This is a genomic window from Chryseobacterium sp. UF-81, from assembly GCF_058245105.1.
This window is the reverse complement of sequence record NZ_JBSIBX010000011.1, coordinates 154,595-176,876: the sequence shown is the minus strand read 5'-3', so window position 1 is coordinate 176,876 and position 22,282 is coordinate 154,595. Positions and strand designations below refer to the sequence as shown.

The window sequence follows — 22,282 nt, the reverse complement described above, 5'->3', positions numbered from 1 at the left end:
AATTTTCCAAAGAATACATTGGAGAAGACCAAATAGTTTTATTCTTTGGAGTGTTCTAAATGTAAAAAGACAATACTTAAAAGGGAATACTGTATTTATACTGCAAGATGTTAATTCCCATATTTAAACAGATAAACTGGGAAAATGAAGTACAAATGCAGTGTTAAAGTGGTCATAAAACAAGTAAAATCATGACATTTCATAAAAAAATAAGCTAAAAAAACAACACTAATCAAAAAAAGTGAGCTCTCCTATAGTAGTGGAATCGTCTCGCTGTTATAAATTATAATATGAAGACTACCCGGTTGTTTAAAATTTTAATTTTTTTAAACTGTAACTTTTTTATATTTGGCTCGTCTAATATGGAAAATTCTTAATATGAAAAAAGTTTGGATTATCGTTTTTGGATTAAGCTGTCTGGGACTAAGCGCTCAGAAGAAATGGTCTTTAAGAGAATGTGTAGACTATGCCGTAGAGCATAATCTTCAGGTTATCCAAAATCAATATTCTAAACAGATCCAGGATTCTAACCTTAAAATGGCTAAAAAAGAATACCTGCCTTCTGTATCCGCAGGAATGTCCAATTCAGTGGGTTTCGGACAGCTCCCATTGGGTACGGGAAGTATCAGGAATGACAGGTTCAACAACAGTGCAAACCTGGGTGCGGATATTCTGCTTTACAATAATGGCAGATTAGAGAAAAACATCAGAAAAATACAGTTTGATGTAGAAGCCAGCCAATACGATATAGAAACCATTAAAAATGATATTTCTCTGCAGATTGCACAGCAGTATCTTACCGTTCTTCTGAATAAGGAAATTGTTAAAATCTCCCAGAGTGCGGTAGAAAATGCTCAGAAACAATATGACAGGGCCAAAATAACAACTCAGGTAGGAACCACTGCACAAACTATCCTGGCAGAGGCAGAAGCAGCCTTAGCAAGAGAAAAGCAGAATCTTAAAACTGCAGAAATAAACGTAGGAAGAGCTTTGTTTGCCATTGTTCAGCTTTTACAGCTTCCAGAATATAAAGGCTTTGATGTGGAAGATGTAACTGTTTCTGATACACTGCCATCCCAGCTTACATCTGTAGATGACGTTCTTACTACCGCCTATGAAAACCAACCGCAGATAAAAGCTGCCGAAAGCAGAATCCGGTCTGCTGAAGCACAGACGGAAGTAACCAAGACAGCATTTTGGCCAACGCTGACCGCGAATGCCGGTGTTTCTTCGTTCTATAATAATATGTTAAATAAAACCTACGACCAGCTTGGGAATCTTGTTACTGATCCCTCTTTTTTCCAGCAGTATAAAGATAATTTCGGTCAGAATGTAGGACTTTCCCTGAATATTCCTATTTTCAACAAAGGAATTACCAAACTGCAGGTAGAGCAGTCTGTAATTAACCAGAGTATTGCTAAAAATACCCTGGAACAACAGAAGCAGACAGTAAGACAGAATGTGCAGAAGGCTCAGTTTGATGTGGATGCCAATTACGAAACTTTCCTTTCGGCAGTGGAAACGGAGAAAAGTACAAAGCTGGCCTTAGAATTTGCAGATAAAAGTTATGCGGCAGGAAGATCGACAATTTACGATGTGAATGTAGCCAGAAATAACTATGCCAATGCCCAGGGATCTGTTGCCCAGGCAAAATATAATTATCTTTTCAGCCTTAAACTGCTGAATTTCTATTCAGGAATTCCATTAACTTTGTAAAATGTCTATTCAGTCATTAGAAAAATATTTACCTCAAAACACCCATAAATATTTAAGAGTCTGGTTTGCGGATCATTATATTCATATAAAGGTGACGCGAAGCAGAAATTCTAAGTTGGGAGATTACAGAAAACTTCCTGATAACTCCCATGAAATAACAGTCAATTCAACCCTGACGCCGCCGCTTTTTTTCTTTGTTCTTACGCATGAGCTGGCTCACCTGATTGCCTTTGAAAAATACGGCCGGAGAATATCGCCGCATGGTAACGAATGGAAAGAAACGTTTAGAAACATGCTTCTTGAAAGTCTGGAGATTTATGATGAAGATCTCAGGCCTATCATCATAAGATTTTCAAAATCCCCAAAGGCAAATTTCATGGCCAGCCCGGACCTTGTAAGATATTTTCATACTGAAAAACAAGACGATAGGCTGCATTTCATTGAAGAGCTTCAAAAAGGGGAATTTTTTATATACCGGAACGAAAAGTATTTATTAGAAGGTCTGATTAAAAAAAACTATCTTTGTAAGAATCTGGCTACAGGAAGGAAGTATTCTTTCAAGCCTCTGGCTAGGGTTGAAAAATGTAGGCAAGAATGTTAAAATCAGATAGATACTGTGTCATCATGGCGGGAGGAATCGGAAGCCGGTTCTGGCCTATGAGTACACAGAAATTTCCAAAACAGTTTCAGGATATTTTAGGAACAGGGCGTACCATGATTCAGCAGACCTATGACAGAATCAGCCGGATCATTCCTAAAGAACAGATATTCGTGATAACGAATAAAGAATACGTTGCACTTTCTCATCAGCAGCTTCCGGAAATTCCTGAAGAAAATATTGTGGGTGAGCCCCTGATGAAAAATACAGCGGCCTGTAATCTGTATATGGCCAACAAGATTGCCGAAATTAACCCGGATGCAACGATGGTTGTTCTTCCGGCAGATCATCTGATTTTAAAGGAAGAAATATTTCTGGAAAAAGTGGAGCTTGCTTTTGACCTCGCAGCTAAACATGATTATCTGGTAACTCTGGGTATTACGCCTACAAGACCTGACACCGGATATGGATACATCCAGTTTGTGGAAAAGAAAGGATCAGATTATTTTAAGGTAAAAACATTTACGGAAAAGCCTATTCTTGAAATTGCACAGAGCTTTTTAGAAAGCGGCGATTTCCTTTGGAATGCCGGGATTTTTATATGGAATGTGAAAAGTATCCATCATGCTTTTGAACTGTATCTTCCTGAGATGATGCAGCATTTCATAGCCTGTGAATACAATTCTGAAACAGAGAACAGCTGCATTGAAACCATCTATCCTAAAGTTCAGAAAATCTCCATTGATAACGGAATCCTGGAAAAAGCAAAAAATGTATACGTTATTCCTTCAGATCTTGGATGGAGCGATCTTGGTACATGGAACTCTGTATATGAAAATACGGAAAAGGACAAGAACGGGAATGCAGTAAAGCTAAAACATTTCCTGAACTACAACTCCAAAGGAAATATTATCCGACTGAAGAACAATAATAAAGCTGTGATTATTGACGGCCTTGAAGATTTTATTGTTGTAGATACAGATAAAGCCCTGCTGATCTGTCCCCGGGACAATGACCAGCTGATAAAAGACTATGTTCTTGATCTTAAAAGTTTTAAGAAAGGAGATAAATTCATGTAATATTGCTATCTTTCTGCTGATTTTTTGAATTATGATGAAAACCGCAATACGATCAATAGCTCTTATATTTTTGTTTTTGGGATTTTTAGGACATTCCCAGAACAAGAAAAACTTTTCTGATATCCCGAATATTTTACAAAAGATTATTCCCAATGACAGAATTGATTCCTGGGTGCTTGTGTATAACAGTTACGGAAAGAATCAGGAAATCAAAATAGCTGACGGAAAAACAGACTATATACCGCAATTTTCGGGGTTTAATTTATTCCCTGAGGAAGATAGCTTTTATTATATTGCCTATGCCGAAGGCGGAAAAATAAGTTATATTACAGATCTTGAAGCCCTGAAAAAGTTTATTGGGAAAATTGATAATGCTGAGGAAGCAGCTATTGTTCTGACGACTGACGGGTATATCGTGGATGAGGAATTTAAAGATGTTGCCGGCAATTATTATGAAGATGCTGCCAATTATTACCTGGATCTGGGAAAACTTACCTCAAAAGAGTGTCCTTACCAGAAAACCCATTATTCCCTGACTGTGAATAAGGCTACAGGAACAGTATCTAAAGTAAAAGATAACGGGACCTATATTGAGCTTTACAATAAGAAATGCGCCAATAATCCAAGACTTTTAAAAATCCAGAAAAAAGAAGAACCTAAAGATGAGTCTAAAAAATCAACCAAACGAAAATAACGTTTACGAAACAGAAAGATTGATCCTTCAGCCCATATCTGTAGATGACAAGGAATTTATTTTTGAGCTTTACAACAGGCCAAAGTTCATTAAATATATTGGGGACCGCCATGTTAAAACTGTTTTGGATGCAGAAAACTATATTAAAAACAGGTTTCTTCCGCAGTTTGAAAAATTGGGTTTCGGAAATTATCTGGTTGTTACCAAAGATAAAGGCGAAAAAATAGGAGGGGTAGGAATCTTTGAAAGAGAAGGTCTGGAGGTCCTGGATATAGGGTTTTCCCTGTTGGAGGAGTTTGAAGGCAAAGGATATGCATATGAAGCCGCAGAGAAAGTAAAATCTATAGGAATGGATGAATTCGGACTGAAGAAGATTTCGGCCATTACTTCAAAAGATAACTTTTCTTCCCAAAAACTGATTGAAAAATTAGGACTTGAATTCAAGTCCTATGTTACTCTTCCGGATGATCATGAAGAGTTGATGTATTACGAAACAGAATAGTAATCTGGGATAATATTAAGGTTCGGCGGCCAAAGGCCGCCGAACCTTAATAAAGCAATGTTTTTCATCATAAAAAAGCTATTATCAAGCCATTTAAACTGTAAAATAGTACATAGCTCCCACTGGTTGAAGCTTGCAAATTATAGCAAGCCATTAAAAAGATGCTTATTTCTCTAAAATCTGCTCTGCTGCTGTTTTTGAGGTTACTTTTTCTATTACTCTTGTACAGATTCCGTTTTCGTCAAAAATAAAAGTGGTTCTTACAATGCCCATATAGGTTTTTCCAAATGTTTTCTTTTCCTGCCAAACCCCAAATTTTCCAATAACATCGTGGCTTTCATCAGCAATGAGGTCATAAGGAAAAGCAAATTTGCTGTGGAAATTCTTTTGCTTTTTTACCGTGTCGCCGCTTACTCCCAGAAGTTGATAGCCGGCTTTTTTAAGCTTTGAATAATTGTCGCTCAGATTGCAGGCTTCCACAGTACAGGTAGGAGTGTTGGCTTGAGGGTAAAAGAAAACGACTAATTTCTTTCCGATTAATTTCGATGAGGCTATTGATTCTCCATCCTGATTTGTTCCTTCAAATTCAGGTAATTTATCTCCTACTTTCAGCATAATGAATTAATTTTGTTCAAATTTAATGGTTAAATGACAAAAAAGCAAAGAGCGGAGCTCGTTCAGAGAGAATTGGATAAATTATATCCTACAACACCTATTCCGCTGGATCATACAGATCCTTATACACTCATGGTAGCTGTAGCGCTTTCTGCACAGACCACAGATAAAAAAGTAAACCAGGTAACTCCAGCCCTCTTCGAAGTGGCAGGAACGCCGCAAAGGATGGCCAGGCTGGAGGAATATCAGATCAAGGAGCTGATTAAAGAGATTGGACTTTCCAATACCAAGGCTAAAAACCTTAAGAGAATGGCCGAGCTTTTACTGGAAAGGCATAACGGTATTGTTCCCCAAACCTACGAAGAGCTGGAAGCACTGCCGGGAGTAGGGCATAAAACAGCTTCCGTAGTAATGAGCCAGGGTTTCGGGTTTCCGGCCTTTCCTGTGGATACCCATATTCACAGGTTGATGACACAATGGAAGCTTACTTCAGGAAAGAATGTGGTAGAAACGGAAAAAGATGCCAAAAACATATTTCCTGAAGAGGTATGGAACAAGCTTCATCTTCAGATTATTTTCTACGGAAGGGAATATTCGCCGGCCAGAGGAAAAGGGGAGAAGGATTTTATTACTAAAATGCTATTCGAGAAATAGAATTATTCCTTGTGTAAACTTTTTTGTATAAAATCCCGATTTCTGATTTGTATAGATAGCTCTCTGTATAGTACAGAAGCTAGGTCTATGCTGATATCTGTAAACGGATTTTCATACATCATAGAAAGAGACCCGGTGCCATTTACTGAAATAACAACATGGCAGAAATTATCCTGCATAAAATTTTGAACTTCAATATTGTATTCCTGACAAAGATTAATGAAACCGGTATAAATATTTGTATTTTTAATTTTCTCATCAATGGTATTGATAACCAAGGTGCTGCTTCCTTCGTTTCCTTGCTTTTTCACAATCAGTTCTTCAAAGCTTGAAGTATTAATGACAGGAGTAAATATTTTCTTCATATTTTATATATCCAGCAGCCTTCTGTGATAATTAATCTGCCCCAGATGATAATCCAGATGGGTAATCAGATGAATTAAAAAGTAACCCGTTGTCATTGTATCTTCGAAAACAACAAGAGGATATTCCTTTTCAAGATCTTCAGCGGTTAATTTACTGAGCACATCATCTACCATAGTTGTTGTTGCTGTTACTTTTTCAATAAGTTCTGCCCTTGAAATATCCTTTAATGAAAATTCCAGTTCCCTGTTCCTGACATATCCCGTGTTACCAAGCTCTGCACCTATGTAATTATTGAGGTTTCCAACTAAATGCAGGCAGAGGTTTCCAGCAGAATTTGCAATGTTTTTATCAGTTTTCCAGACTGCCTGTTCATTCTGGTAAGCTTCTATTTCTGTTTTTAATTTATTTAAATCTCTGTTGTAGAGAGATCTTAGGTTTTCTATGATCATAGTAATTGCTATTATTAACTTGTTAAACTTATCTCAAAAAAACAAAAAAGACGGGACATTAAAATTAATCATCCCATCTTTAATATTACCTGTTTAAAGAAATTATTTCTGTTTTTTCGCCCAAAGCTCCATTTTTCTGTTCAGAACATCCAAAGGAAGACAACCTTGGCTCAACACTTCATCGTGGAATTTTGCTAAACTGAATTTAGTGCCTAGTTCCTTTTGATATTTATTTCGTAATTCTAATATTTTCAAAGAACCAATTTTGTAACCTAAAGCCTGACCGGGAATTGCCATATATCTTTCAATTGCAGAAACCGCATTTTCTTCTGAATCAGAAATATTACTGAGATAATACTTTACAGCCTGCTCCCGTGTCATTTTTCCTGTATGAATTCCTGTATCTACAACCAATCTTACAGCTCTCAGCATCTGGTCGCTTAAATACCCCATTTTCTGATAAGGATCCGTATACAGCCCGAATTCCGGCCCTAAGGTTTCGCAATAATGCGCCCAGCCTTCACCATAAGCTCCAAACCATCCGAATCTCATAAACTTGGGTAATTTCGTGTTTTCCTGCTGTAGAGAAATCTGGTAATGGTGCCCCGGAATAGCTTCGTGAAGAAAAAGAGATTCCATCCCTGAAGTTACATTGAATTTGGACGGATCCGGAAGCGGCATATAAAATATTCCCGGTCTTTTTCCGTCCGGAGTCCCCTGGATATATTCTGCACTGGCGCTTGCCTCCCTGAATTTTTCCGTTTGCCTGATCTCAAACTTGGTTTTTGGGGTTACACTGAACATAGTCTTCAGCTTAGGCGTAATCTTCGCTAAAATACCGTTAAAGCCGTCCAAAACTTCTTTGGAAGTCTTATAAGGCATTGCCTTAGGATCTGTCTTTACAAAGTTGATAAATTCTTCCAGTGTTCCTGTAAAGCCTACCTGCTGCTTTACTTTTTCCATTTCTGCACGGAGCATTGCCACCTGCTGCAATCCTATTTTATTGATCTCTTCAGGAGTCTTCTTTGTTGTTGTCCAGCTTTTAGCATAATATCTGTAAATCTCATTCCCGTTCGGAAGGCTGTTATAGCCATCCGTATCCCGTGCTTTCGGAAGATATTCCTTTTCCAGAAATGTTCCCATTTTGGTATAGGCCGGAATGATCTTTTTGGTAATGGCATCAGCATACAGGGCAGAGTACTTATCCTTCTGAGCTTTTGTAAAGCTTTTCGGAAATTTTCTGACAGGCCCGTAGAAAATATTTTTTCCCAGATCGGTTGTGGTGATCTCTTCAGCTTTCATCTGAGGGATCATTTTGACAACCAGTTTTTTAGGAAGCACCATCTTATTGTTGATGCCTTCACGGAAATTTTCTGCTGCAGCATTCATCCAGTCGGGGAATTTTTCCATTCTTTTCAGCCAGTCGTCGTAATCTTTTTCTGTTTTAAAAGGCTGGCTTCCCTCTCCGCTTCCATACAGCGGAAAATTCAGAGGAAGACCTGCAAACTGTGTGAATGGAATGTATTCCGGATGATAGGCATATGCTTCGATTTTATCTTTTAAAGTATAATCCAGAACGTCATAAACAACCTTTTCCTCATCCGAAAGACCTTTATAATCAACATTTTCCAGCTGTTTCTGAACAGAATTGTAAAAAGCGATCTCTCCGGAAATAAAATCCCTGTCAATATTGATGGGAAGCTGGTCATTATACCTCGTATCTCCCTGAGATGTTGCATCTAAAGGATACAATTTAAGATACTGCTCATAATAGTTGGATGCAATAGAATCCATATTGGTGGGCGTTACCTTCGTTAAAGGAGAATCAGATTTTTTGCAGGCTGCCAGGCTGATCAGCAGTCCCAGTCCCAAAATACCTTTTGATAAAATGTTTTTCATTTTCAGAATCTTTATGAAACAAAAGTAAGTATTATTGGCTTATACGGAATAACTAATCATAATGATTTAAAAAAATAATTTTCAAAATATTTTTAACTTTGAATCAATTTTTTATCTTTGTCTAAAACGTTTAACAATCATATTATTACAGCTCTTTTTTAAGAAATAATGAAAGGGATTTTAAAAATTTACCATCCGGAGGAAACCCTAAAATACAATATTAGAAACACTTATTGTAAAGCGGTCTACAGCAACCAACAACATTTACTAGAGGTTGAAATTATAACGGATGACAGTTTGGATCATGTAGATGATGATTCATTACAGTACAACTTTCCGCAGCTTTCACTCGAAGTTTTTGATTTTCCGATCGAATCTAAGGAGCTTGAAGGGAAAACGATCAAAATCGATGATTCTGATGAAGAAACTTATACAGAAGTGGATTTATTTGATGATGAGGATGCATTTATCTATGATAATGAGCTCCAGTTTGAGAAAAGTGAAGAAGGTGAGCTTCAGGTGATCTGGAAAGGAACTATTGACGATTTCTATACAGGATCCGATACGCCTATCCCATTCCGTCTAAAATGCGAATTTAAGCAGGACAATATTGATATAGACGAAGACTAACCGTTTTCTCATCATTTTTTACAGCAGATTTCTTTTCAAAATTTCTTTTGGAAAGAAATTTGCTGTCTCTTAATCATAACAAATTTTAAGTTGTTTTTAAGCAATTTTTAAGAGAGCAATTCATAATATTCCACTACATTTGTCGTTAAATTTTTATAAAAATTCACATTAATGCTGTTAACGGAACTTACTCAGATTTTATTTGCACAGATTACTGCTCCTGCAGTTGCAACAGACGATTTAGAATTTTCATTTTGGAAGATCATGTTCCACGGAGGGGCTTTCGCTAAAATTGTAATGTTTGTCGTTTTGGCCTTGGGTGTATTTTCACTGTATCTGTTCTTTGAACGCTTTTTCTTTATCAAAAGGCTGACTTCAAAAACAGATGCCAATTTTATGGAGAATATTGAAGATTTTATCAAAGAAGGAAAGATAGAGTCGGCAGCGGATTACTGTAAAAGACAGAATTCCCCGGAAGGAAGAATTTTAGAAAAAGGGATCTCAAGATTGGGACGTCCCGTTTCTGACATCGTAAGCGCCATGGAATCGCAGGCCCAGATAGAGGTAGCAAATATGGAGAAGAACCTGAACCTTTTGGCTGTGGTGCCAAGTATTGCACCGATGTTGGGGCTATTAGGAACGGTTATCGGGATGATCATCGCGTTCTTCAACCTTTCCCATGCCACAGGATCTTTCTCGCCCAAAACATTATCTGAAGGTATTTACACAGCCTTGGGACAAACGGCGGTAGGTTTGGCTGTAGCTATTCCCGCCAACTTTTTTTACAATATACTTCTAACGAGAATTGATAAGTTTGTATTGAAAGCGCAGAATATGTCGGGAGAATTTTTAGACCTTATCAACAAACCTTTATAAATCTTTCTTATGAAATCACTACAAATCTGTTTTTCTTTCAGAAATAATAGATTAAGCGATTCCATCTGACCAATAAAAAAGTAAAAAGAAACAGATGAAAATTCAGAGAAGAAATAAAGCAAACCCTGAATTCAGTTTAGCAGCGATGACAGATGTTATCTTGCTGATGCTGATATTCTTTATGATAACTTCCTCAGCAGCCAATCAAAGCGCGATTGATGTAAAGTTGCCAAAAGCGGGTGCGGTAGAAGATAATATTCCCAATCCTTTAACGGTAAGCATTAAACCCGATGGAACTTATTTTGTTGATGATAATCCTGTTACAAGAGAGCAGCTGGAATCAGTAATTGTCAGTAAATTAACGGGTCAGGCGAATAAATCATTTACCATTCGTGCAGATGAAAATACCATGCATAAAGATGTTGTTTTTGCCATGGAAATAGCTGAAAAAAATAAATTTAATATTGCTATTGCAACGGTTAAAGATAAATAACGCCTCCGGAACTGCCGGAAAGAATCATTTAAAATGAAAAGTTACACAGTAAACAAAAATGAACAAAACAGAGACAGGATAAAAAGTGCCATACTTTCTATCCTTATTTGGTCTGCGATTTTGCTTTTTGTTTTTCTTTATAAACTAAAACCTGAGCTGGATAAGCAACCCGATGAGGTGATGACCACTATGCTTGTTAATTTCGGGGACAACCGGAACGGGAACGGAATTGAAGAACCTGCCGATCAGCCGGGAAGTTTGGCTGCAGCTACAGAGGAAGTAACTCCTGAGCCTGCTGAAACACCTGTGCCGGAAACAAAAACGGTCATAAAGCCAGAACCCGCACCTGAACCTAAAAAAACAGAGGTAAAGGAAAAAGTCATTACAGGCAACAATCCGAAAATCAGCGTACCGAAAAAAGAAGAATCAAAAAAGACAGATAAAAAGACATCGACAAGTTCAAGTGCTTCAAAGAATACTAAAAAAGCGGGAGCAACAACATCCAATTCTAAAACCGGAAGCGGTGACGGAAAAGGAACTGCCGCCATCGGAAACCTCATCAGGGGAAGAGGAACAAAAGCCGGAAGCCAGGGTACAGGCGACGGAATAGGAAATGCGGGAGATCCATTAGGTGGTGACGGTAACGGAGACAGTAAAGTAGGAATTGACCGAAAGCTTATAGGATATATTCCCGGAACAATGGGAAGAGGAGGTGCACAGCCAAGCAATAGCTGTACAGCAAGCGGAACCATTACCATTGCTTACACAGTAGATAAAGCCGGAAATGTAGTGTCTGCCAAAAGGTCAGGAGGAACATCCGATCCCTGTATTTCTTCTACCGGAATTTCTTGGGTTAAAAAGTATGTAAAAGCCGAGAAAGCAAGTACATCTTCCACCGGAACTTATAAAATTACATTTTAAAATACAAAAGCACTTTATTCAAGTGCTTTTTTTATTTCATTAATTCTGTTGATCACGGGAAGGGCGAAAATTCCGCTGGTCTGAAGATATAATTCGTAAAATGTTTTTGATTTATCTAAAAAGTCTTTGCTGCTCTCTTGTTTACCCTTAAAATAAAAAAGATTTCCCAGCATTTCATAATAATCTTTATGGTCTCTTTCCTGCCTTTCATTCACAATAGCAATGATCTCTTCTTTTGTTTTTGAGGAAATTTCCGTGAAATCTATTTTAAAAATATCTTTCATCAAAGAATCAAAATCCAGTTCTTTCTGCATTAGGCTTTCTTCAGGTTTGTCCAGGATCAGTTTTTCCAACGCTTGAGTTAACTGACGGATTAATCTTAATGTGAATTCTTTATCTGTGATCATAATGATTTTTTATATTTAAAGTAACTGGTGACTTCGAGTGCCTCAGCCACCTATCGGTGTTTGTCGTTATTTTTGTGATACTTATTCTTAATATTTTTATTGGAAAATATTTGTGATGGCTATTCGTTGGTGGCTGAGGCTCTCGAAGCCACCGTTCCCTTAAGCAAAAAACAAATATGCCAGCGCAATTGCAGTAATAACCCCAACCAAATCCGCCAGAAGCATGGCAATTACCGTATATCTCGTATTCTTCACGGCTACTGCTCCAAAATATACTGCGATCACATAAAACGTAGTATCTGAGCTTCCCTGAAGAACCGCTGCCAATTTCCCCTGGAAGCTGTCTGCCCCAAATGTAGCCATAGTATCCACCATCATTCCCCTCGCGCCAGATCCGGAAAGAGGCTTGATCAGTGCAGTAGGAAGTCCGTCTACGAATCTGGGATCAAAGCCGGCGGTGTTGGCCACCCATTTCATCCCATCAATTATTACATCGAAAACGCCTGAAGTTCTTAAAAGAGAAATTGCGATTAACATTCCCACCAGATAAGGAATGATCTTAACGCAGGTGGTGAAGCCTTCTTTTGCACCCTCAATAAATGCATCGAAAACATTAATTTTTTTATAAACGGCGCCAAGAACAATTGCAAGGAAAATGAAGAGAATCAACCCGTTACTTAATACTTTACTGAACGTATCCAATTCATCCTTGCTTAATTGCACCAAATAAACAACCAGAAGCGCAATAAGAGCTGAAATTCCGCCCACATAAGCAATGACTACCGGACGAAGCAGATTGATCTTCTGATACAGAGATACAATGATCATTGCAGCCAGCGTTGCTGCAAAAGTGGCAATCATGCAGGGAAGAAAAATATCGGTTGGCGTTTTTGAACCCATTGAGGCTCTTATCGCGATAATAGAAACAGGAATTAAAGTCATTCCTCCAGCATGGAGGCACAGAAACATAATCTGTGAATTGCTGGCGGTATCTTTATTTGGATTTAAGGTCTGAAGACTTTCCATCGCCTTTAAGCCAAATGGAGTAGCGGCATTGTCTAATCCCAGGAGATTGGCACTGAAATTCATCAGCATATGCCCGAAAGCCGGATGGTTTTTAGGGATATCAGGAAAAAGTTTTGAGAAAAAAGGCTGGATAAACCGGCTTAAAAGATTGATTCCGCCTGCTTTTTCTGCAATACTCATGAATCCCATAAATAGGGTCATGATCCCAATCAGGCCTATACAGATCTTTACTGCAGTTTCAGAAGTTCCGATCACGCCGTCTGCTTCCTGAACTCTGTAGACCTTTACATTTTGTTTTAAAGAGTCTGTTTTATAATGGATCCTGCTGTCTGCAAAATCGTTTTTTTTCATCAGACTGTCCCGGACAATAGGAGTAAGCGCATTCATCGGCTGTGAAGCGATCTGAACTGTGTCACCGCCTTTTCCTACCACCATATCATTGAAGATGGTTTTGTAGTGGGCAGATGAAATGTATTTAATACTGGCAATGCCAATGGCAATGATAATGAAAGCCGACCAAATTCTGCTGAGGACCATTTAATTAAATTAAAATTTTAGAAAAGATAATAAATTTAATGTAAAACCTGAAAAACTTTTATTACTGGAAGTTTTTATTTTATTTATAATTGAAATGCTTCGACTTCGCTCAGCATGACAATGCTAATGCTAACGGCTTATATATAAGCAAAATAATTTTACCTGTGTCATGCTGAGCGAAGTCGAAGCATCTTTAATTTTTAGTCATTTAAATACACCAGATGTCCCTCAAAGTCATCATCCAGGCTTTTCAAAACCCGGGCATCATTCATTTTCTCGGCAAGGCTGTCAATAAAAAAGCTTTTCTCAAAAAACTGGCGGTGGATTCCCGGGAGCAGCTCCATGAAATAATCCATGCCGATCTTGTTGTTGTGAAGATCCATTTTAGTTTCCAAAGGCTTATTGGGGAACAGTTCTTCATGCATATCTGTAAGTCTTTTGCAGAAATCCAGCGCCTTTTCCGGAGAGGAAACCTTACAGCAGTACATCATAATGAAGCAGCACCACAGAGCGTGCCTGTAAGCATTCCCAATACCATTGTTAGACGCTGTTTTGGGAAATTTTTTCTGTGCTATAGTGAAGGTCTGTACTGTTGCATAAAAGCTTAATAAGGCAAAAAGAGGATGAGGTAAAAGGAGAGATAAAAGACGCATGATCTTTTTCAGGCTCATGCTTCGGATGGTATTTAAAAATATCTTAAAAGTCCTCATAAATAAAATCTCTCCCTAATTAGAGAGAGACTGTATAGTTTTTGTTACAGATCTTAAGCGTTTACAGCTAATAAATTTACTGTTTTAGCTACTGTATCTTTAATTTCAGTTCTTTTTACGATAAAATCTACAAATCCTTTTTCCTGTAGAAATTCAGAGGTTTGGAAGCCTTCAGGAAGATCTCTTCCGATGGTTTCACGGATTACTCTTGGACCTGCGAATCCGATCAGCGCTCCCGGCTCAGCCATAATAATATCTGCTGTCATAGCGAAAGAAGCTGTAATTCCTCCAAAAGTAGGGTCACAAAGATATGCGATGTACAAAAGTCCCGCTTCAGATAGCTGGGCCAATTTAGCCTGTACTTTGGCAAGCTGCATCAGAGAGTAAGTGGCTTCCTGCATTCTCGCTCCTCCGGACTGACAGATGATCATGTACGGAAGTTTGTTGGCAATACAGTAATCTACCGCTCTTCTGATTTTTTCTCCCATTACAGAACCTAAAGAACCCCCGATAAAAGCAAAATCCATACAAGAGACTACCATTTCAGTTCCCTTTACGGTTCCCACGGCATTTCTGATGGAATCTGTAAGCTTTGTTTTAGCTCTTACTTCTTTTAAACGATCTTTATAAGGTTTTGTGTCTTTGAAGTTTAAGATATCAATACTTTCAACATTGGCATCCAGTTCTGTGAATTTCCCTTCGTCAAAAAGGATCTCAAAAAATTCAGCACTTCCTATTCTTACGTGAAATCCGTCTTCAGGAGAAACATAGCTGTTTCTTCTCAACTCATCATGCTCCACTATTTTTCCTGATGGAGTCTGATGCCAAAGGCCTTTGGGAACATCCTTTTTTTCATCAGTAGAGGTCGTAATGTTTTTTGCTTTTCTTTTAAACCAGTCGAATGCCATTTATGAAATTTTAGATTTTGAATTTTAAATTATAGATTCTAAAATGGTGTATTCAATTTAAAATCTATAATTCAAAATTTATAATTTATTTAAGTGTATTTACGTTATTTAAGTCTTCAAACGCTTTAACCAGTCTTGTAGAGAAAGTTTCTTCACCTTTTCTTACCCAAACTCTCGGGTCGTAGAACTTCTTGTTAGGTTTTTCTTCTCCTTCAGGGTTTCCGATTTGAGCTCTTAAATAATCAATATTGTTAACCATATAATCTCTAACGCCTTCTGTATAAGCGAACTGAAGGTCAGTATCGATATTCATTTTAATTACTCCGTAGTCGATAGCTTCTCTGATCTCTTCTAAAGTGGATCCAGATCCTCCGTGGAATACGAAGTTAACCGGCTTGTTTGCTGTCCCGAATTTCTCCTGAACAAATTTCTGGGAATTGTCAAGGATTTTCGGGGTAAGAACCACGTTTCCTGGCTTATAAACTCCGTGTACATTTCCAAATGCTGCTGCAATCGTGAAATTGTCAGAAATAGCTTTTAATTTTTCGTAAGTATAAGCTATATCTTCAGGTTGAGTATATAATTTGGAATTGTCTACATCAGAATTGTCTACACCGTCTTCTTCACCACCTGTAACACCGATCTCAACTTCTAAAGTCATCTGCATTTTAGCCATTCTTTCGAAATATTTAGCAGAGATTTCCAAGTTTTCCTCTAAAGGTTCTTCAGACAGATCCAGCATGTGAGACGAATAAAGAGACTTTCCTGTCTGCTTGTAATGCTCTTCACTTGCATTTAATAATCCATCGATCCAAGGCAACAATTTCTTTGCACAGTGGTCTGTATGTAAAATTACAGTAGCTCCGTAAGCTTCTGCAAGAGTATGAATATGTTTGGCACCGGCAATAGATCCTAAAATTGCAGCTCTCTGACCATCATTGTTTAGTCCTTTTCCTGCGTTGAACGCAGCTCCGCCGTTTGAAAACTGGATAATTACAGGAGAGTTTAATTTCGCTGCAGTTTCCATAACAGCATTTACATTGCTTGAACCAATTACGTTTACTGCAGGCAGTGCAAATTTGTTTTCTTTGGCATACTGAAAAATATCAGTAACTAATTGACCTGTGGCAACTCCTGCCGGAAAAATTCTGCTCATGTTTTACTTTTTATTTTAAATTATTGGGCGTTTTTAAAATTCCTGTAAAGATAATCATTTTTGAGGAATTACTAATTTCTTTTGTCCCTGCCCCAAAGCAGCTTCTGACGGATTGTTTCGTAGAAGCTCAAATGGTTAGGCTGTACCAGAAGGATTTGAAAATTTGCCTTTTTGATGATAATTTCTTTGTCAGTTTCTATATGGACAAGTCTGGAGTCCAGCGAAAGAGAATATTGCGGCACTCTGCTTTCTACTTTAAATTTTATTTCTACTCTGTCATTGACAACCAAAGGTCTCACATTCAGATTGTGGGGAGCAATAGGGGTAATAACAAAATTTTCGTTGTTTGGAGAAATAATCGGTCCGCCACAGCTTAAAGAATAGGCTGTAGATCCTGTAGGCGTAGAAACGATAACTCCATCACCCCAGAATACATTTAAAAATTCGTCATTGATATAAGAATCTACCGTAATCATGGATGTTGTTTCTTTTCTTGATACGGTAACATCATTCAGGGCATATGGGAAAAAATCACCGGATTTGGGAGAAACAACTTCAATAACGGCACGGCGGCTTGTTTTGACGTCGCCTTTTAAGATCGCATCAAGTTCTTTGAACGCTTCCTCTTTCGTAAAGCTGGCCAGAAATCCTAATCTTCCGGTATTCACACCTACAATCGGGATCTCCAGGTCTTCAATAAAGGTGAGTGAATTCACGATCGTTCCGTCACCTCCAAACGTAAAGAAAAGGTCTACTTCCTTATCAAGAAGGTCCTGTTTGTTGTTGAATGTTTCAAATATCTTCGAGAACTGAAGCGCTTCAGCCATTTCATCATACAGAACAGATTTTACGCCTCTGGTTTCAAGTTCTGAAATAAACTTGCTTAAGTATAAAAAAGTATCGAGGTCTTTTTTCTGAGAATATATGGCTGCCTTCATTTTTATATTTCTATGAATTTTTGGAAAAACCCAAATCTGTCCTTAAACAGATCCGATTTTTCATCAGAATAGTATTTTTCAACAATTCTATAATCGTACCGGTCGAAAGTGGCGTCTATCGAAGACAGGTTTTCGTTGCTGATCTTAATGGTTACCTGGATCACTTCATCAGACATAAAAGAAATGAATCCTCCATAGAACTTTGAGTTGTTGCTTTCCACAATGTTGGCAATCTCGGTCATCGAATATTTTCTGGCCGGGGTTTCTATCGTAAGGATGGCTCCGGATTCTGAAAAAAGCGGATAACGGGAAAGATTCTGGAAAATGTCTTCACAGGTGATGTACCCAAGATACTTTTCATTTTTATTGATCACCGGAATCACATTGGCACTGAACGTATAGAAAAGGCGGATGCTGTCCATGATATTATTATCTTCCAGGATGGCAAAACGCTCAATCTGATGCTCCAGGTCCTTGAGTGTTCCATCACCATCATAAAGGAAATCCTCTGCGATGGCTCCATAAAAGTGATGGGATTTTTTTATGAAAACATGGGAATAGCCAAAATCCTCTAATGTATTCCTTGCTGATTCTATTGAGTCAGTCAGGCTAAAACACGGAAAGTCTTTTGAGATATAATCCTTGATAAACATTGTGCTAATTTATAAAAAATTAAATGAAACTTTTTCCCAAAACATCACTTTTTTTCTGGGAAAACTAAAAAAATGATGTTAAAATTTGTTCGTAAAGAAAAAAAAGGTATCTTTGTCGCCTTTCATTTTTACTTTTTATTAGATTTATTTCAAACTGCACTGTCTTTTAAGGACATATGCAGTTTTTTTATTTAAGGGCTTTTGCAAACTCCCACATCACAATTCCACCGCATACACTTACATTCAGGGAGTGCTTGGTTCCAAGCTGTGGAATTTCAAGAAATGCATCAATATTAGGGAGCGCTTCATCACTTATTCCTTCCACCTCATTTCCTAAGATCAGCGCATATTTTCTTGATTTGTCAATGGTGAAATCGGTGATCATCACACTGTCTGTTGTCTGTTCAATTCCTATGATTTGATATCCGCAGCTTTTATAATCGTTAATTGCTGTGTTGATATCGCTTTCGTGGGCCCAGTCCACACTTTCTGTCGCTCCAAGTGCGGCTTTGTGGATCTCACGGTGCGGCGGTTGTGGTGTAATACCACAAAGGATTATTTTTTCGATCAGAAAAGCATCTGCTGTTCTGAAAGATGCCCCTACATTGTGCATGCTCCTCAGGTTGTCTAAAATAATGACTAAAGGAATTTTCTCAACCTTCTTAAATGTTTCTACATCTATTCTGTTAAGTTCTTCCAGTTTTAATTTCTGTACCAATTGTTTTATTTTGTTGAGATTAATTTTCCGTCTCTGTAGATCTCTGTTTTTTCAACACTGCCGTCTTCACGGTAATGAACCCGGGTTCCGTTCCATTTGTCGTTGGCAAATTCTGTTTCGCGCTGCAGTTTTCCGGATGGATAAAACGATTTCCATTTTCCGACAGCCAATCCATTTTCATATTGCCCAATTTGCTTTACCGACTTTCCGTTTTCATAAAAGACTTTGCTTTCACCATGTAATTTAGCGAATTTATAATTAGAAACCTCTGCCACTACACCAGAAGGAGTATAAAAAGTTGCTGTAAAGCTGTTGTCATAGATATTATTATCACCATTTCTGAAAACTTCTTTAGAGGTGAGAACGCCATTTTTGTCGTAATAGACCCATTCTTTCACCTTAAAATCTTTCTTGTACTCGCCTTTAGCCTGAAGTTTTCCATTCTCATGATAGTAAACAGCATCGCCGTCAACTTTTCCTTTTCTCCATTCTAGAATCTGCTTTACCTGTCCGTTATCGTAAAAAGCCTTGCATGATCCCTCCTGAAGTCCGTCTTTGAAACCGCACGGTTTTTGTGCTATTGCCCACGATGATGCGGCCATTAACAGCAGAAAAAAGTATTTCATAGATATTTTTATTTCAAAAATAGCAAAATACTTATATTTGATGTAAAATATTAACATGAAAAAAATATCCACTTTACTGCTGTTGGTATTCGCTTTTCTATTTTCACAGGCACAGAACACCTATTACCCGCAGGCTTTTTTTGATAAAAAAATGGCCAGGGAGATGCTTAGCTTTGGAAATTCTACGATAGAAGGAGTGGCTTCCACGAAGCAGAAAAACAACTGGGGAATCAAACCTCTTCTTGGGGCAAAGCATTATGCTCCCAAAGGAACTGTAGTGATGCTCTTTCCTGTGACTCCTTATTTTGATGAGTTTTACAGCATGAGAAGAAAGTATGAGAATAAGAAAACAACGGTCTATATGTCCGAAGATGCATTTAAATACAGGCTGGAAGCTTTAACGGACGATCACGGGAGGTTTAAGTTTGAAAAATTAAAACCCGGAAAATATTACCTGGAAACGATTGTAAATTTTACAGCAACAGCAAGTTACCAGGAGCAAACCGGGAGATCAGATGCCTATAATGTTTATGGTGGTTATCTGTATTCTACTCCGATATACCAGACCTTTTTCTATGGCTATTCTGCGGCCAACCGCGAAAGTAAATTCGTAGAAATAAAAGCAGACGGAGAAATTAAGGAAATCAACCTTTAAGGTTGATTTTTTACTTTTTCAGTCCCATGATCTGATGGACGCTTCTTTCAATATTTTGCGCCAATGCTTCCATAGGAATATCATTTTCATCATTATTAAAAGGATCTTCAATTTCCTCAGCAATCAGTTCCAGACTCATCAGAACATAATAAACGAATACGGTCAGCGGGATCATCAGAAGCCCGATCGTAATCACATAGGCAACCGGCAGCGCGAGGACATATAAGATGATAAACTTCTTGACAAAGGAAGAATAAGAGTAGGGAATAGGGGTGTTTTTAATTCTCTCGCAGCCTCCGCAGACATCCAGAAACCCGGAAAGCTGAGTATCGAGATACAGCATCTCTATATCCGATATCTTGCCTTCTTTTTTCAGCTGAGTGAGTTTATGGGTCAAAAGAATAACAATTTCACTGGGGCCATGATGCTTCAGGGACTTTTCAATTTCGGAATAATCCTCATCTAAAGCAAGCCTTGTAGATTCCTTAGACAAATGTTTGGCCAGAAAATGGGAAAAATATTTTAAGTATCTGGAAATCTGCTCTGCATCCTGTCGGTTGTCTCCCAAAACAGCATTGATCTTTACAGCAAAATTTCGGGTATCATTCACCAGCTTTCCCCAAAGTTTTCTGCCTTCCCACCATCTGTCGTAAGCCGTATTCGTCCTGAAAACCAGCAGTAGCGACAATACAAAGCCCAATAGGGAATGAATCATCCCGACGTTGCTTACTCCTGATTTTGCAGTAAGATGAAGGTATTCCACTTCCAGATACTGAATTCCCCAGGAATAAAGTCCTACAAGGATCATTGTCGGAAAGAGGATCTTCATGGTATCGCTTTTATGCATACTGAAAAGGATCTTCAGGAAATGTTTGGTGTTGTAGGCTCTCATAAATACGCTTAGTGTTACAAAGATAATTTTTTCATTTTATCCCTGCTTTATCATGAAGTTTAAAATAATTTTAAAAATAAGGCAAAATGGCAAAAAGACAGATTGACTGTGGCTAAGACAGGAAGCGACTAAACAATTAAGTTTCTTAAAAACTGTTTGTTCTTTTGTGGTTTCTTATTTGACCACAGATTTCTCAGATTTTCACAGATGATTGCGCATATTTTTTTTAACATTAAGTTCTTTGAAGGAGATAAGAACAGTTAAGAGAAAATCTAATATTTTTTTAGCTCTGGTTCTTAAAGCGAAGCTCAGCTTAATGATCTTAAAATCTTCACAGATCTTAATGTTTCAAATCCTGTTTATAAAAATCTCTGATTTTTAAACTAACGTGTACTTCTTGTTCTCAATATTTTAAACTAAAAAATAACTAAAGTGTTTAAAAACTTTTGTCCTTTTGTTGTTTAAATCAGGGCCCAGAATTCCCGATACCATTTTTTAATTTTCACAGATTTCAAAAAAACACTATTTTTATTTCGTATTAAATAACAAGCAAGATGATCCTCGAAAACGTAGATGTAGTCAACGATATCAGTAAAGAAGATTTTCAGAAAAATTATTTCAAAAAACATAAGCCGCTTTTGATCAAAAATTTTGCGGCCAGATGGGAGGCTTTTGACAAATGGAATCTTGCCTATATCCGTGAAAAAGCAGGCGATCAGATCGTGCCGCTGTACGATAATAAACCGGCGGATGCTTCCAAAAGCTCAGATGCCCCTGTGACGAATATGAAGATGAAGGATTACATCGACCGGATTAAAAGTGGGCCATCAGATCTGCGGATCTTTTTCTATATCATTACAGACCGGCTTCCGGAGCTGCTGAAAAATTTCACGTATCCTGACCTGGGAATTAAGTTTTTTAAGCGGCTGCCAACTCTTTTCTTCGGGGGAAGTGAGGCTCATGTTCTGATGCATTATGATGTGGATCTTGGAGACTTTCTTCACATTCATTTTGAAGGTAAAAAGAGAATACTGTTATTTGATCAAAAGCAGTCTGCCTTTTTATATAAAGTACCGCTTTCTGTGCATACGGTTTATGATATCGATTATGAAAATCCTGATTATGAGAAGTTTCCGGCCCTACAATATGCTAAAGGATATGAAATTTTTATGGAACATGGGGATGCGCTTTTCATTCCCGGGGCATTCTGGCATTTCAACAGATACCTGGAACCGGGATTTTCTATGTCACTCAGGGCTCTTCCCAATAAACCGAACGTTTTTGCCAATATGATGTACCATGTTTTTATCATGAGGTATACAGATAAGCTTCTTCGTAAGCTGTTTAAGGCTAAGTGGGTGAATTACAAGCAGAAATGGGCTTATGAAAAGGGGATGGAAGCTTTTGAAAAGAAAAGGAAATAGTCTGGAAGGCCGAAGAGGGAAGATGGGAGTTACTGTTTCTCCTAATGCTTCTTGATTGTAATTCAAGAAAGTCAATGTTGGAAAGACAAATGCTAAAAAAAATAATTACAAAAATATTCAGTGGTTCTGTAGAGCTTGGG

Annotated in this window: 26 protein-coding genes; 12 read left to right on the top strand and 14 right to left on the bottom strand. The window is 37.9% G+C overall.

Annotation, left to right across the window (positions count from 1 at the left end; genetic code table 11):
• Positions 1-378 precede the first annotated feature (378 nt).
• Genes AC4IFE_RS15760 through AC4IFE_RS15740 form a run of 5 tightly spaced genes read left to right on the top strand, consistent with a single transcriptional unit; the run spans position 379 to position 4,589 of the window.
• Positions 379-1,716, top strand: a complete 1,338-nt coding sequence (locus AC4IFE_RS15760; protein ID WP_490758096.1) for a TolC family protein — start codon at positions 379-381, stop codon at positions 1,714-1,716.
• Position 1,717: 1 nt separating this feature from the next.
• Positions 1,718-2,317 carry a SprT-like domain-containing protein gene (locus AC4IFE_RS15755; protein WP_490758095.1) on the top strand — a complete coding sequence of 200 codons (600 nt, stop codon included), beginning with the start codon at positions 1,718-1,720 and terminating at the stop codon, positions 2,315-2,317.
• Positions 2,311-3,393, top strand: coding sequence for a mannose-1-phosphate guanylyltransferase (locus tag AC4IFE_RS15750; protein WP_490758094.1), 1,083 nt, complete (start codon positions 2,311-2,313; stop codon positions 3,391-3,393). Before AC4IFE_RS15755 ends, AC4IFE_RS15750 begins: the two co-directional genes overlap by 7 nt.
• Before the next feature lie 31 nt (positions 3,394-3,424).
• A complete protein-coding gene (locus AC4IFE_RS15745) occupies positions 3,425-4,087 on the top strand; it encodes a hypothetical protein (protein ID WP_490758093.1) in 663 nt (220 codons plus the stop codon).
• The gene (locus AC4IFE_RS15740) at positions 4,056-4,589 is read left to right on the top strand and encodes a GNAT family N-acetyltransferase (RefSeq protein WP_490758092.1); all 534 of its coding nucleotides are present in this window, start codon (positions 4,056-4,058) and stop codon (positions 4,587-4,589) included. Before AC4IFE_RS15745 ends, AC4IFE_RS15740 begins: the two co-directional genes overlap by 32 nt.
• A gap of 165 nt (positions 4,590-4,754) precedes the next feature.
• Here AC4IFE_RS15740 and bcp read toward each other — a convergent pair whose 3' ends face one another.
• Complete coding sequence (gene bcp, locus AC4IFE_RS15735) at positions 4,755-5,204, bottom strand: thioredoxin-dependent thiol peroxidase (protein ID WP_490758091.1); 450 nt, start codon at positions 5,202-5,204, stop codon at positions 4,755-4,757.
• 33 nt (positions 5,205-5,237) lie between these two features.
• On the opposite strand from bcp, the gene AC4IFE_RS15730 reads away from it, so the two are divergent.
• Positions 5,238-5,858 (top strand): endonuclease III domain-containing protein, encoded by a 621-nt coding sequence (locus AC4IFE_RS15730; protein WP_490758090.1) that lies wholly within the window; start codon positions 5,238-5,240, stop codon positions 5,856-5,858.
• A gap of 2 nt (positions 5,859-5,860) precedes the next feature.
• Here AC4IFE_RS15730 and AC4IFE_RS15725 read toward each other — a convergent pair whose 3' ends face one another.
• The 3 genes from AC4IFE_RS15725 to AC4IFE_RS15715 form a co-directional block, all read right to left on the bottom strand.
• Positions 5,861-6,223: a hypothetical protein gene (locus AC4IFE_RS15725; RefSeq protein ID WP_490758089.1), complete on the bottom strand. Its 363-nt coding sequence runs from the start codon at positions 6,221-6,223 to the stop codon at positions 5,861-5,863.
• A gap of 3 nt (positions 6,224-6,226) precedes the next feature.
• Positions 6,227-6,673 carry a DinB family protein gene (locus AC4IFE_RS15720; RefSeq protein WP_490758088.1) on the bottom strand — a complete coding sequence of 149 codons (447 nt, stop codon included), beginning with the start codon at positions 6,671-6,673 and terminating at the stop codon, positions 6,227-6,229.
• A gap of 102 nt (positions 6,674-6,775) precedes the next feature.
• Positions 6,776-8,572, bottom strand: a complete 1,797-nt coding sequence (locus AC4IFE_RS15715) for a DUF885 domain-containing protein (RefSeq protein ID WP_490758087.1) — start codon at positions 8,570-8,572, stop codon at positions 6,776-6,778.
• 168 nt (positions 8,573-8,740) lie between these two features.
• Between AC4IFE_RS15715 and AC4IFE_RS15710 the strand changes: the two genes are divergently transcribed.
• From AC4IFE_RS15710 to AC4IFE_RS15695, 4 genes are all read left to right on the top strand, one after another.
• Positions 8,741-9,202, top strand: a complete 462-nt coding sequence (locus tag AC4IFE_RS15710; protein WP_490758086.1) for a hypothetical protein — start codon at positions 8,741-8,743, stop codon at positions 9,200-9,202.
• A gap of 171 nt (positions 9,203-9,373) precedes the next feature.
• Entirely contained in the window at positions 9,374-10,078 is a 705-nt protein-coding gene (locus tag AC4IFE_RS15705; RefSeq protein WP_490758085.1) for a MotA/TolQ/ExbB proton channel family protein, read from the top strand.
• A gap of 94 nt (positions 10,079-10,172) precedes the next feature.
• On the top strand, positions 10,173-10,571 hold the full coding sequence (locus tag AC4IFE_RS15700; protein WP_490758084.1) for an ExbD/TolR family protein: 399 nt from the start codon (positions 10,173-10,175) through the stop codon (positions 10,569-10,571).
• Between the two features lie 33 nt (positions 10,572-10,604).
• Positions 10,605-11,492, top strand: coding sequence for a ferric siderophore ABC transporter substrate-binding protein (locus AC4IFE_RS15695; RefSeq protein ID WP_490758083.1), 888 nt, complete (start codon positions 10,605-10,607; stop codon positions 11,490-11,492).
• A gap of 14 nt (positions 11,493-11,506) precedes the next feature.
• Here AC4IFE_RS15695 and AC4IFE_RS15690 read toward each other — a convergent pair whose 3' ends face one another.
• The 9 genes from AC4IFE_RS15690 to AC4IFE_RS15650 all read right to left on the bottom strand — a co-directional run bounded on the left by AC4IFE_RS15690 (position 11,507) and on the right by AC4IFE_RS15650 (position 19,171).
• The gene (locus AC4IFE_RS15690; RefSeq protein WP_490758082.1) at positions 11,507-11,899 is read right to left on the bottom strand and encodes a hypothetical protein; all 393 of its coding nucleotides are present in this window, start codon (positions 11,897-11,899) and stop codon (positions 11,507-11,509) included.
• A 159-nt stretch (positions 11,900-12,058) separates the two neighbouring features.
• A complete protein-coding gene (locus AC4IFE_RS15685; protein WP_490758081.1) occupies positions 12,059-13,462 on the bottom strand; it encodes a nucleoside recognition domain-containing protein in 1,404 nt (467 codons plus the stop codon).
• Between the two features lie 200 nt (positions 13,463-13,662).
• Positions 13,663-14,172 carry a DUF6973 domain-containing protein gene (locus AC4IFE_RS15680; protein WP_490758080.1) on the bottom strand — a complete coding sequence of 170 codons (510 nt, stop codon included), beginning with the start codon at positions 14,170-14,172 and terminating at the stop codon, positions 13,663-13,665.
• Between the two features lie 53 nt (positions 14,173-14,225).
• On the bottom strand, positions 14,226-15,080 hold the full coding sequence (gene accD, locus AC4IFE_RS15675) for an acetyl-CoA carboxylase, carboxyltransferase subunit beta (RefSeq protein ID WP_034739627.1): 855 nt from the start codon (positions 15,078-15,080) through the stop codon (positions 14,226-14,228).
• A gap of 85 nt (positions 15,081-15,165) precedes the next feature.
• On the bottom strand, positions 15,166-16,236 hold the full coding sequence (gene fbaA, locus AC4IFE_RS15670; RefSeq protein ID WP_490758079.1) for a class II fructose-bisphosphate aldolase: 1,071 nt from the start codon (positions 16,234-16,236) through the stop codon (positions 15,166-15,168).
• A 71-nt stretch (positions 16,237-16,307) separates the two neighbouring features.
• Positions 16,308-17,174, bottom strand: coding sequence for an NAD kinase (locus tag AC4IFE_RS15665; RefSeq protein ID WP_490758078.1), 867 nt, complete (start codon positions 17,172-17,174; stop codon positions 16,308-16,310).
• A gap of 2 nt (positions 17,175-17,176) precedes the next feature.
• Complete coding sequence (locus AC4IFE_RS15660) at positions 17,177-17,827, bottom strand: CBS domain-containing protein (protein ID WP_490758077.1); 651 nt, start codon at positions 17,825-17,827, stop codon at positions 17,177-17,179.
• A 187-nt stretch (positions 17,828-18,014) separates the two neighbouring features.
• On the bottom strand, positions 18,015-18,545 hold the full coding sequence (locus AC4IFE_RS15655; protein ID WP_490758076.1) for an RNA methyltransferase: 531 nt from the start codon (positions 18,543-18,545) through the stop codon (positions 18,015-18,017).
• 5 nt (positions 18,546-18,550) lie between these two features.
• A complete protein-coding gene (locus tag AC4IFE_RS15650) occupies positions 18,551-19,171 on the bottom strand; it encodes a toxin-antitoxin system YwqK family antitoxin (protein WP_490758075.1) in 621 nt (206 codons plus the stop codon).
• A 55-nt stretch (positions 19,172-19,226) separates the two neighbouring features.
• Here AC4IFE_RS15650 and AC4IFE_RS15645 point away from each other — a divergent pair, with 55 nt between their 5' ends.
• Positions 19,227-19,826, top strand: a complete 600-nt coding sequence (locus AC4IFE_RS15645) for a hypothetical protein (protein WP_490758074.1) — start codon at positions 19,227-19,229, stop codon at positions 19,824-19,826.
• Between the two features lie 10 nt (positions 19,827-19,836).
• On the opposite strand, the gene AC4IFE_RS15640 is transcribed toward AC4IFE_RS15645, so the two are convergent.
• Positions 19,837-20,718 (bottom strand): bestrophin family protein, encoded by an 882-nt coding sequence (locus AC4IFE_RS15640; RefSeq protein ID WP_490758073.1) that lies wholly within the window; start codon positions 20,716-20,718, stop codon positions 19,837-19,839.
• A gap of 554 nt (positions 20,719-21,272) precedes the next feature.
• Between AC4IFE_RS15640 and AC4IFE_RS15635 the strand changes: the two genes are divergently transcribed.
• The gene (locus AC4IFE_RS15635; RefSeq protein WP_490758072.1) at positions 21,273-22,142 is read left to right on the top strand and encodes a cupin-like domain-containing protein; all 870 of its coding nucleotides are present in this window, start codon (positions 21,273-21,275) and stop codon (positions 22,140-22,142) included.
• Positions 22,143-22,282 lie beyond the last annotated feature (140 nt).

Excerpts from the sequence above, each read along its gene's own strand:
- AC4IFE_RS15760 (WP_490758096.1), top strand. The coding sequence starts at position 379 with ATGAAAAAAGTTTGGATTATCGTTTTTGGATTAAGCTGTCTGGGACTA.
- AC4IFE_RS15755 (WP_490758095.1), top strand. The coding sequence starts at position 1,718 with ATGTCTATTCAGTCATTAGAAAAATATTTACCTCAAAACACCCATAAA.
- AC4IFE_RS15750 (WP_490758094.1), top strand. The coding sequence starts at position 2,311 with ATGTTAAAATCAGATAGATACTGTGTCATCATGGCGGGAGGAATCGGA.
- AC4IFE_RS15745 (WP_490758093.1), top strand. The coding sequence starts at position 3,425 with ATGATGAAAACCGCAATACGATCAATAGCTCTTATATTTTTGTTTTTG.
- AC4IFE_RS15740 (WP_490758092.1), top strand. The coding sequence starts at position 4,056 with ATGAGTCTAAAAAATCAACCAAACGAAAATAACGTTTACGAAACAGAA.
- bcp (WP_490758091.1), bottom strand. The coding sequence starts at position 5,204 with ATGCTGAAAGTAGGAGATAAATTACCTGAATTTGAAGGAACAAATCAG.
- AC4IFE_RS15730 (WP_490758090.1), top strand. The coding sequence starts at position 5,238 with ATGACAAAAAAGCAAAGAGCGGAGCTCGTTCAGAGAGAATTGGATAAA.
- AC4IFE_RS15725 (WP_490758089.1), bottom strand. The coding sequence starts at position 6,223 with ATGAAGAAAATATTTACTCCTGTCATTAATACTTCAAGCTTTGAAGAA.
- AC4IFE_RS15720 (WP_490758088.1), bottom strand. The coding sequence starts at position 6,673 with ATGATCATAGAAAACCTAAGATCTCTCTACAACAGAGATTTAAATAAA.
- AC4IFE_RS15715 (WP_490758087.1), bottom strand. The coding sequence starts at position 8,572 with ATGAAAAACATTTTATCAAAAGGTATTTTGGGACTGGGACTGCTGATC.
- AC4IFE_RS15710 (WP_490758086.1), top strand. The coding sequence starts at position 8,741 with ATGAAAGGGATTTTAAAAATTTACCATCCGGAGGAAACCCTAAAATAC.
- AC4IFE_RS15705 (WP_490758085.1), top strand. The coding sequence starts at position 9,374 with ATGCTGTTAACGGAACTTACTCAGATTTTATTTGCACAGATTACTGCT.
- AC4IFE_RS15700 (WP_490758084.1), top strand. The coding sequence starts at position 10,173 with ATGAAAATTCAGAGAAGAAATAAAGCAAACCCTGAATTCAGTTTAGCA.
- AC4IFE_RS15695 (WP_490758083.1), top strand. The coding sequence starts at position 10,605 with ATGAAAAGTTACACAGTAAACAAAAATGAACAAAACAGAGACAGGATA.
- AC4IFE_RS15690 (WP_490758082.1), bottom strand. The coding sequence starts at position 11,899 with ATGATCACAGATAAAGAATTCACATTAAGATTAATCCGTCAGTTAACT.
- AC4IFE_RS15685 (WP_490758081.1), bottom strand. The coding sequence starts at position 13,462 with ATGGTCCTCAGCAGAATTTGGTCGGCTTTCATTATCATTGCCATTGGC.
- AC4IFE_RS15680 (WP_490758080.1), bottom strand. The coding sequence starts at position 14,172 with ATGAGGACTTTTAAGATATTTTTAAATACCATCCGAAGCATGAGCCTG.
- accD (WP_034739627.1), bottom strand. The coding sequence starts at position 15,080 with ATGGCATTCGACTGGTTTAAAAGAAAAGCAAAAAACATTACGACCTCT.
- fbaA (WP_490758079.1), bottom strand. The coding sequence starts at position 16,236 with ATGAGCAGAATTTTTCCGGCAGGAGTTGCCACAGGTCAATTAGTTACT.
- AC4IFE_RS15665 (WP_490758078.1), bottom strand. The coding sequence starts at position 17,174 with ATGAAGGCAGCCATATATTCTCAGAAAAAAGACCTCGATACTTTTTTA.
- AC4IFE_RS15660 (WP_490758077.1), bottom strand. The coding sequence starts at position 17,827 with ATGTTTATCAAGGATTATATCTCAAAAGACTTTCCGTGTTTTAGCCTG.
- AC4IFE_RS15650 (WP_490758075.1), bottom strand. The coding sequence starts at position 19,171 with ATGAAATACTTTTTTCTGCTGTTAATGGCCGCATCATCGTGGGCAATA.
- AC4IFE_RS15645 (WP_490758074.1), top strand. The coding sequence starts at position 19,227 with ATGAAAAAAATATCCACTTTACTGCTGTTGGTATTCGCTTTTCTATTT.
- AC4IFE_RS15640 (WP_490758073.1), bottom strand. The coding sequence starts at position 20,718 with ATGAGAGCCTACAACACCAAACATTTCCTGAAGATCCTTTTCAGTATG.
- AC4IFE_RS15635 (WP_490758072.1), top strand. The coding sequence starts at position 21,273 with ATGATCCTCGAAAACGTAGATGTAGTCAACGATATCAGTAAAGAAGAT.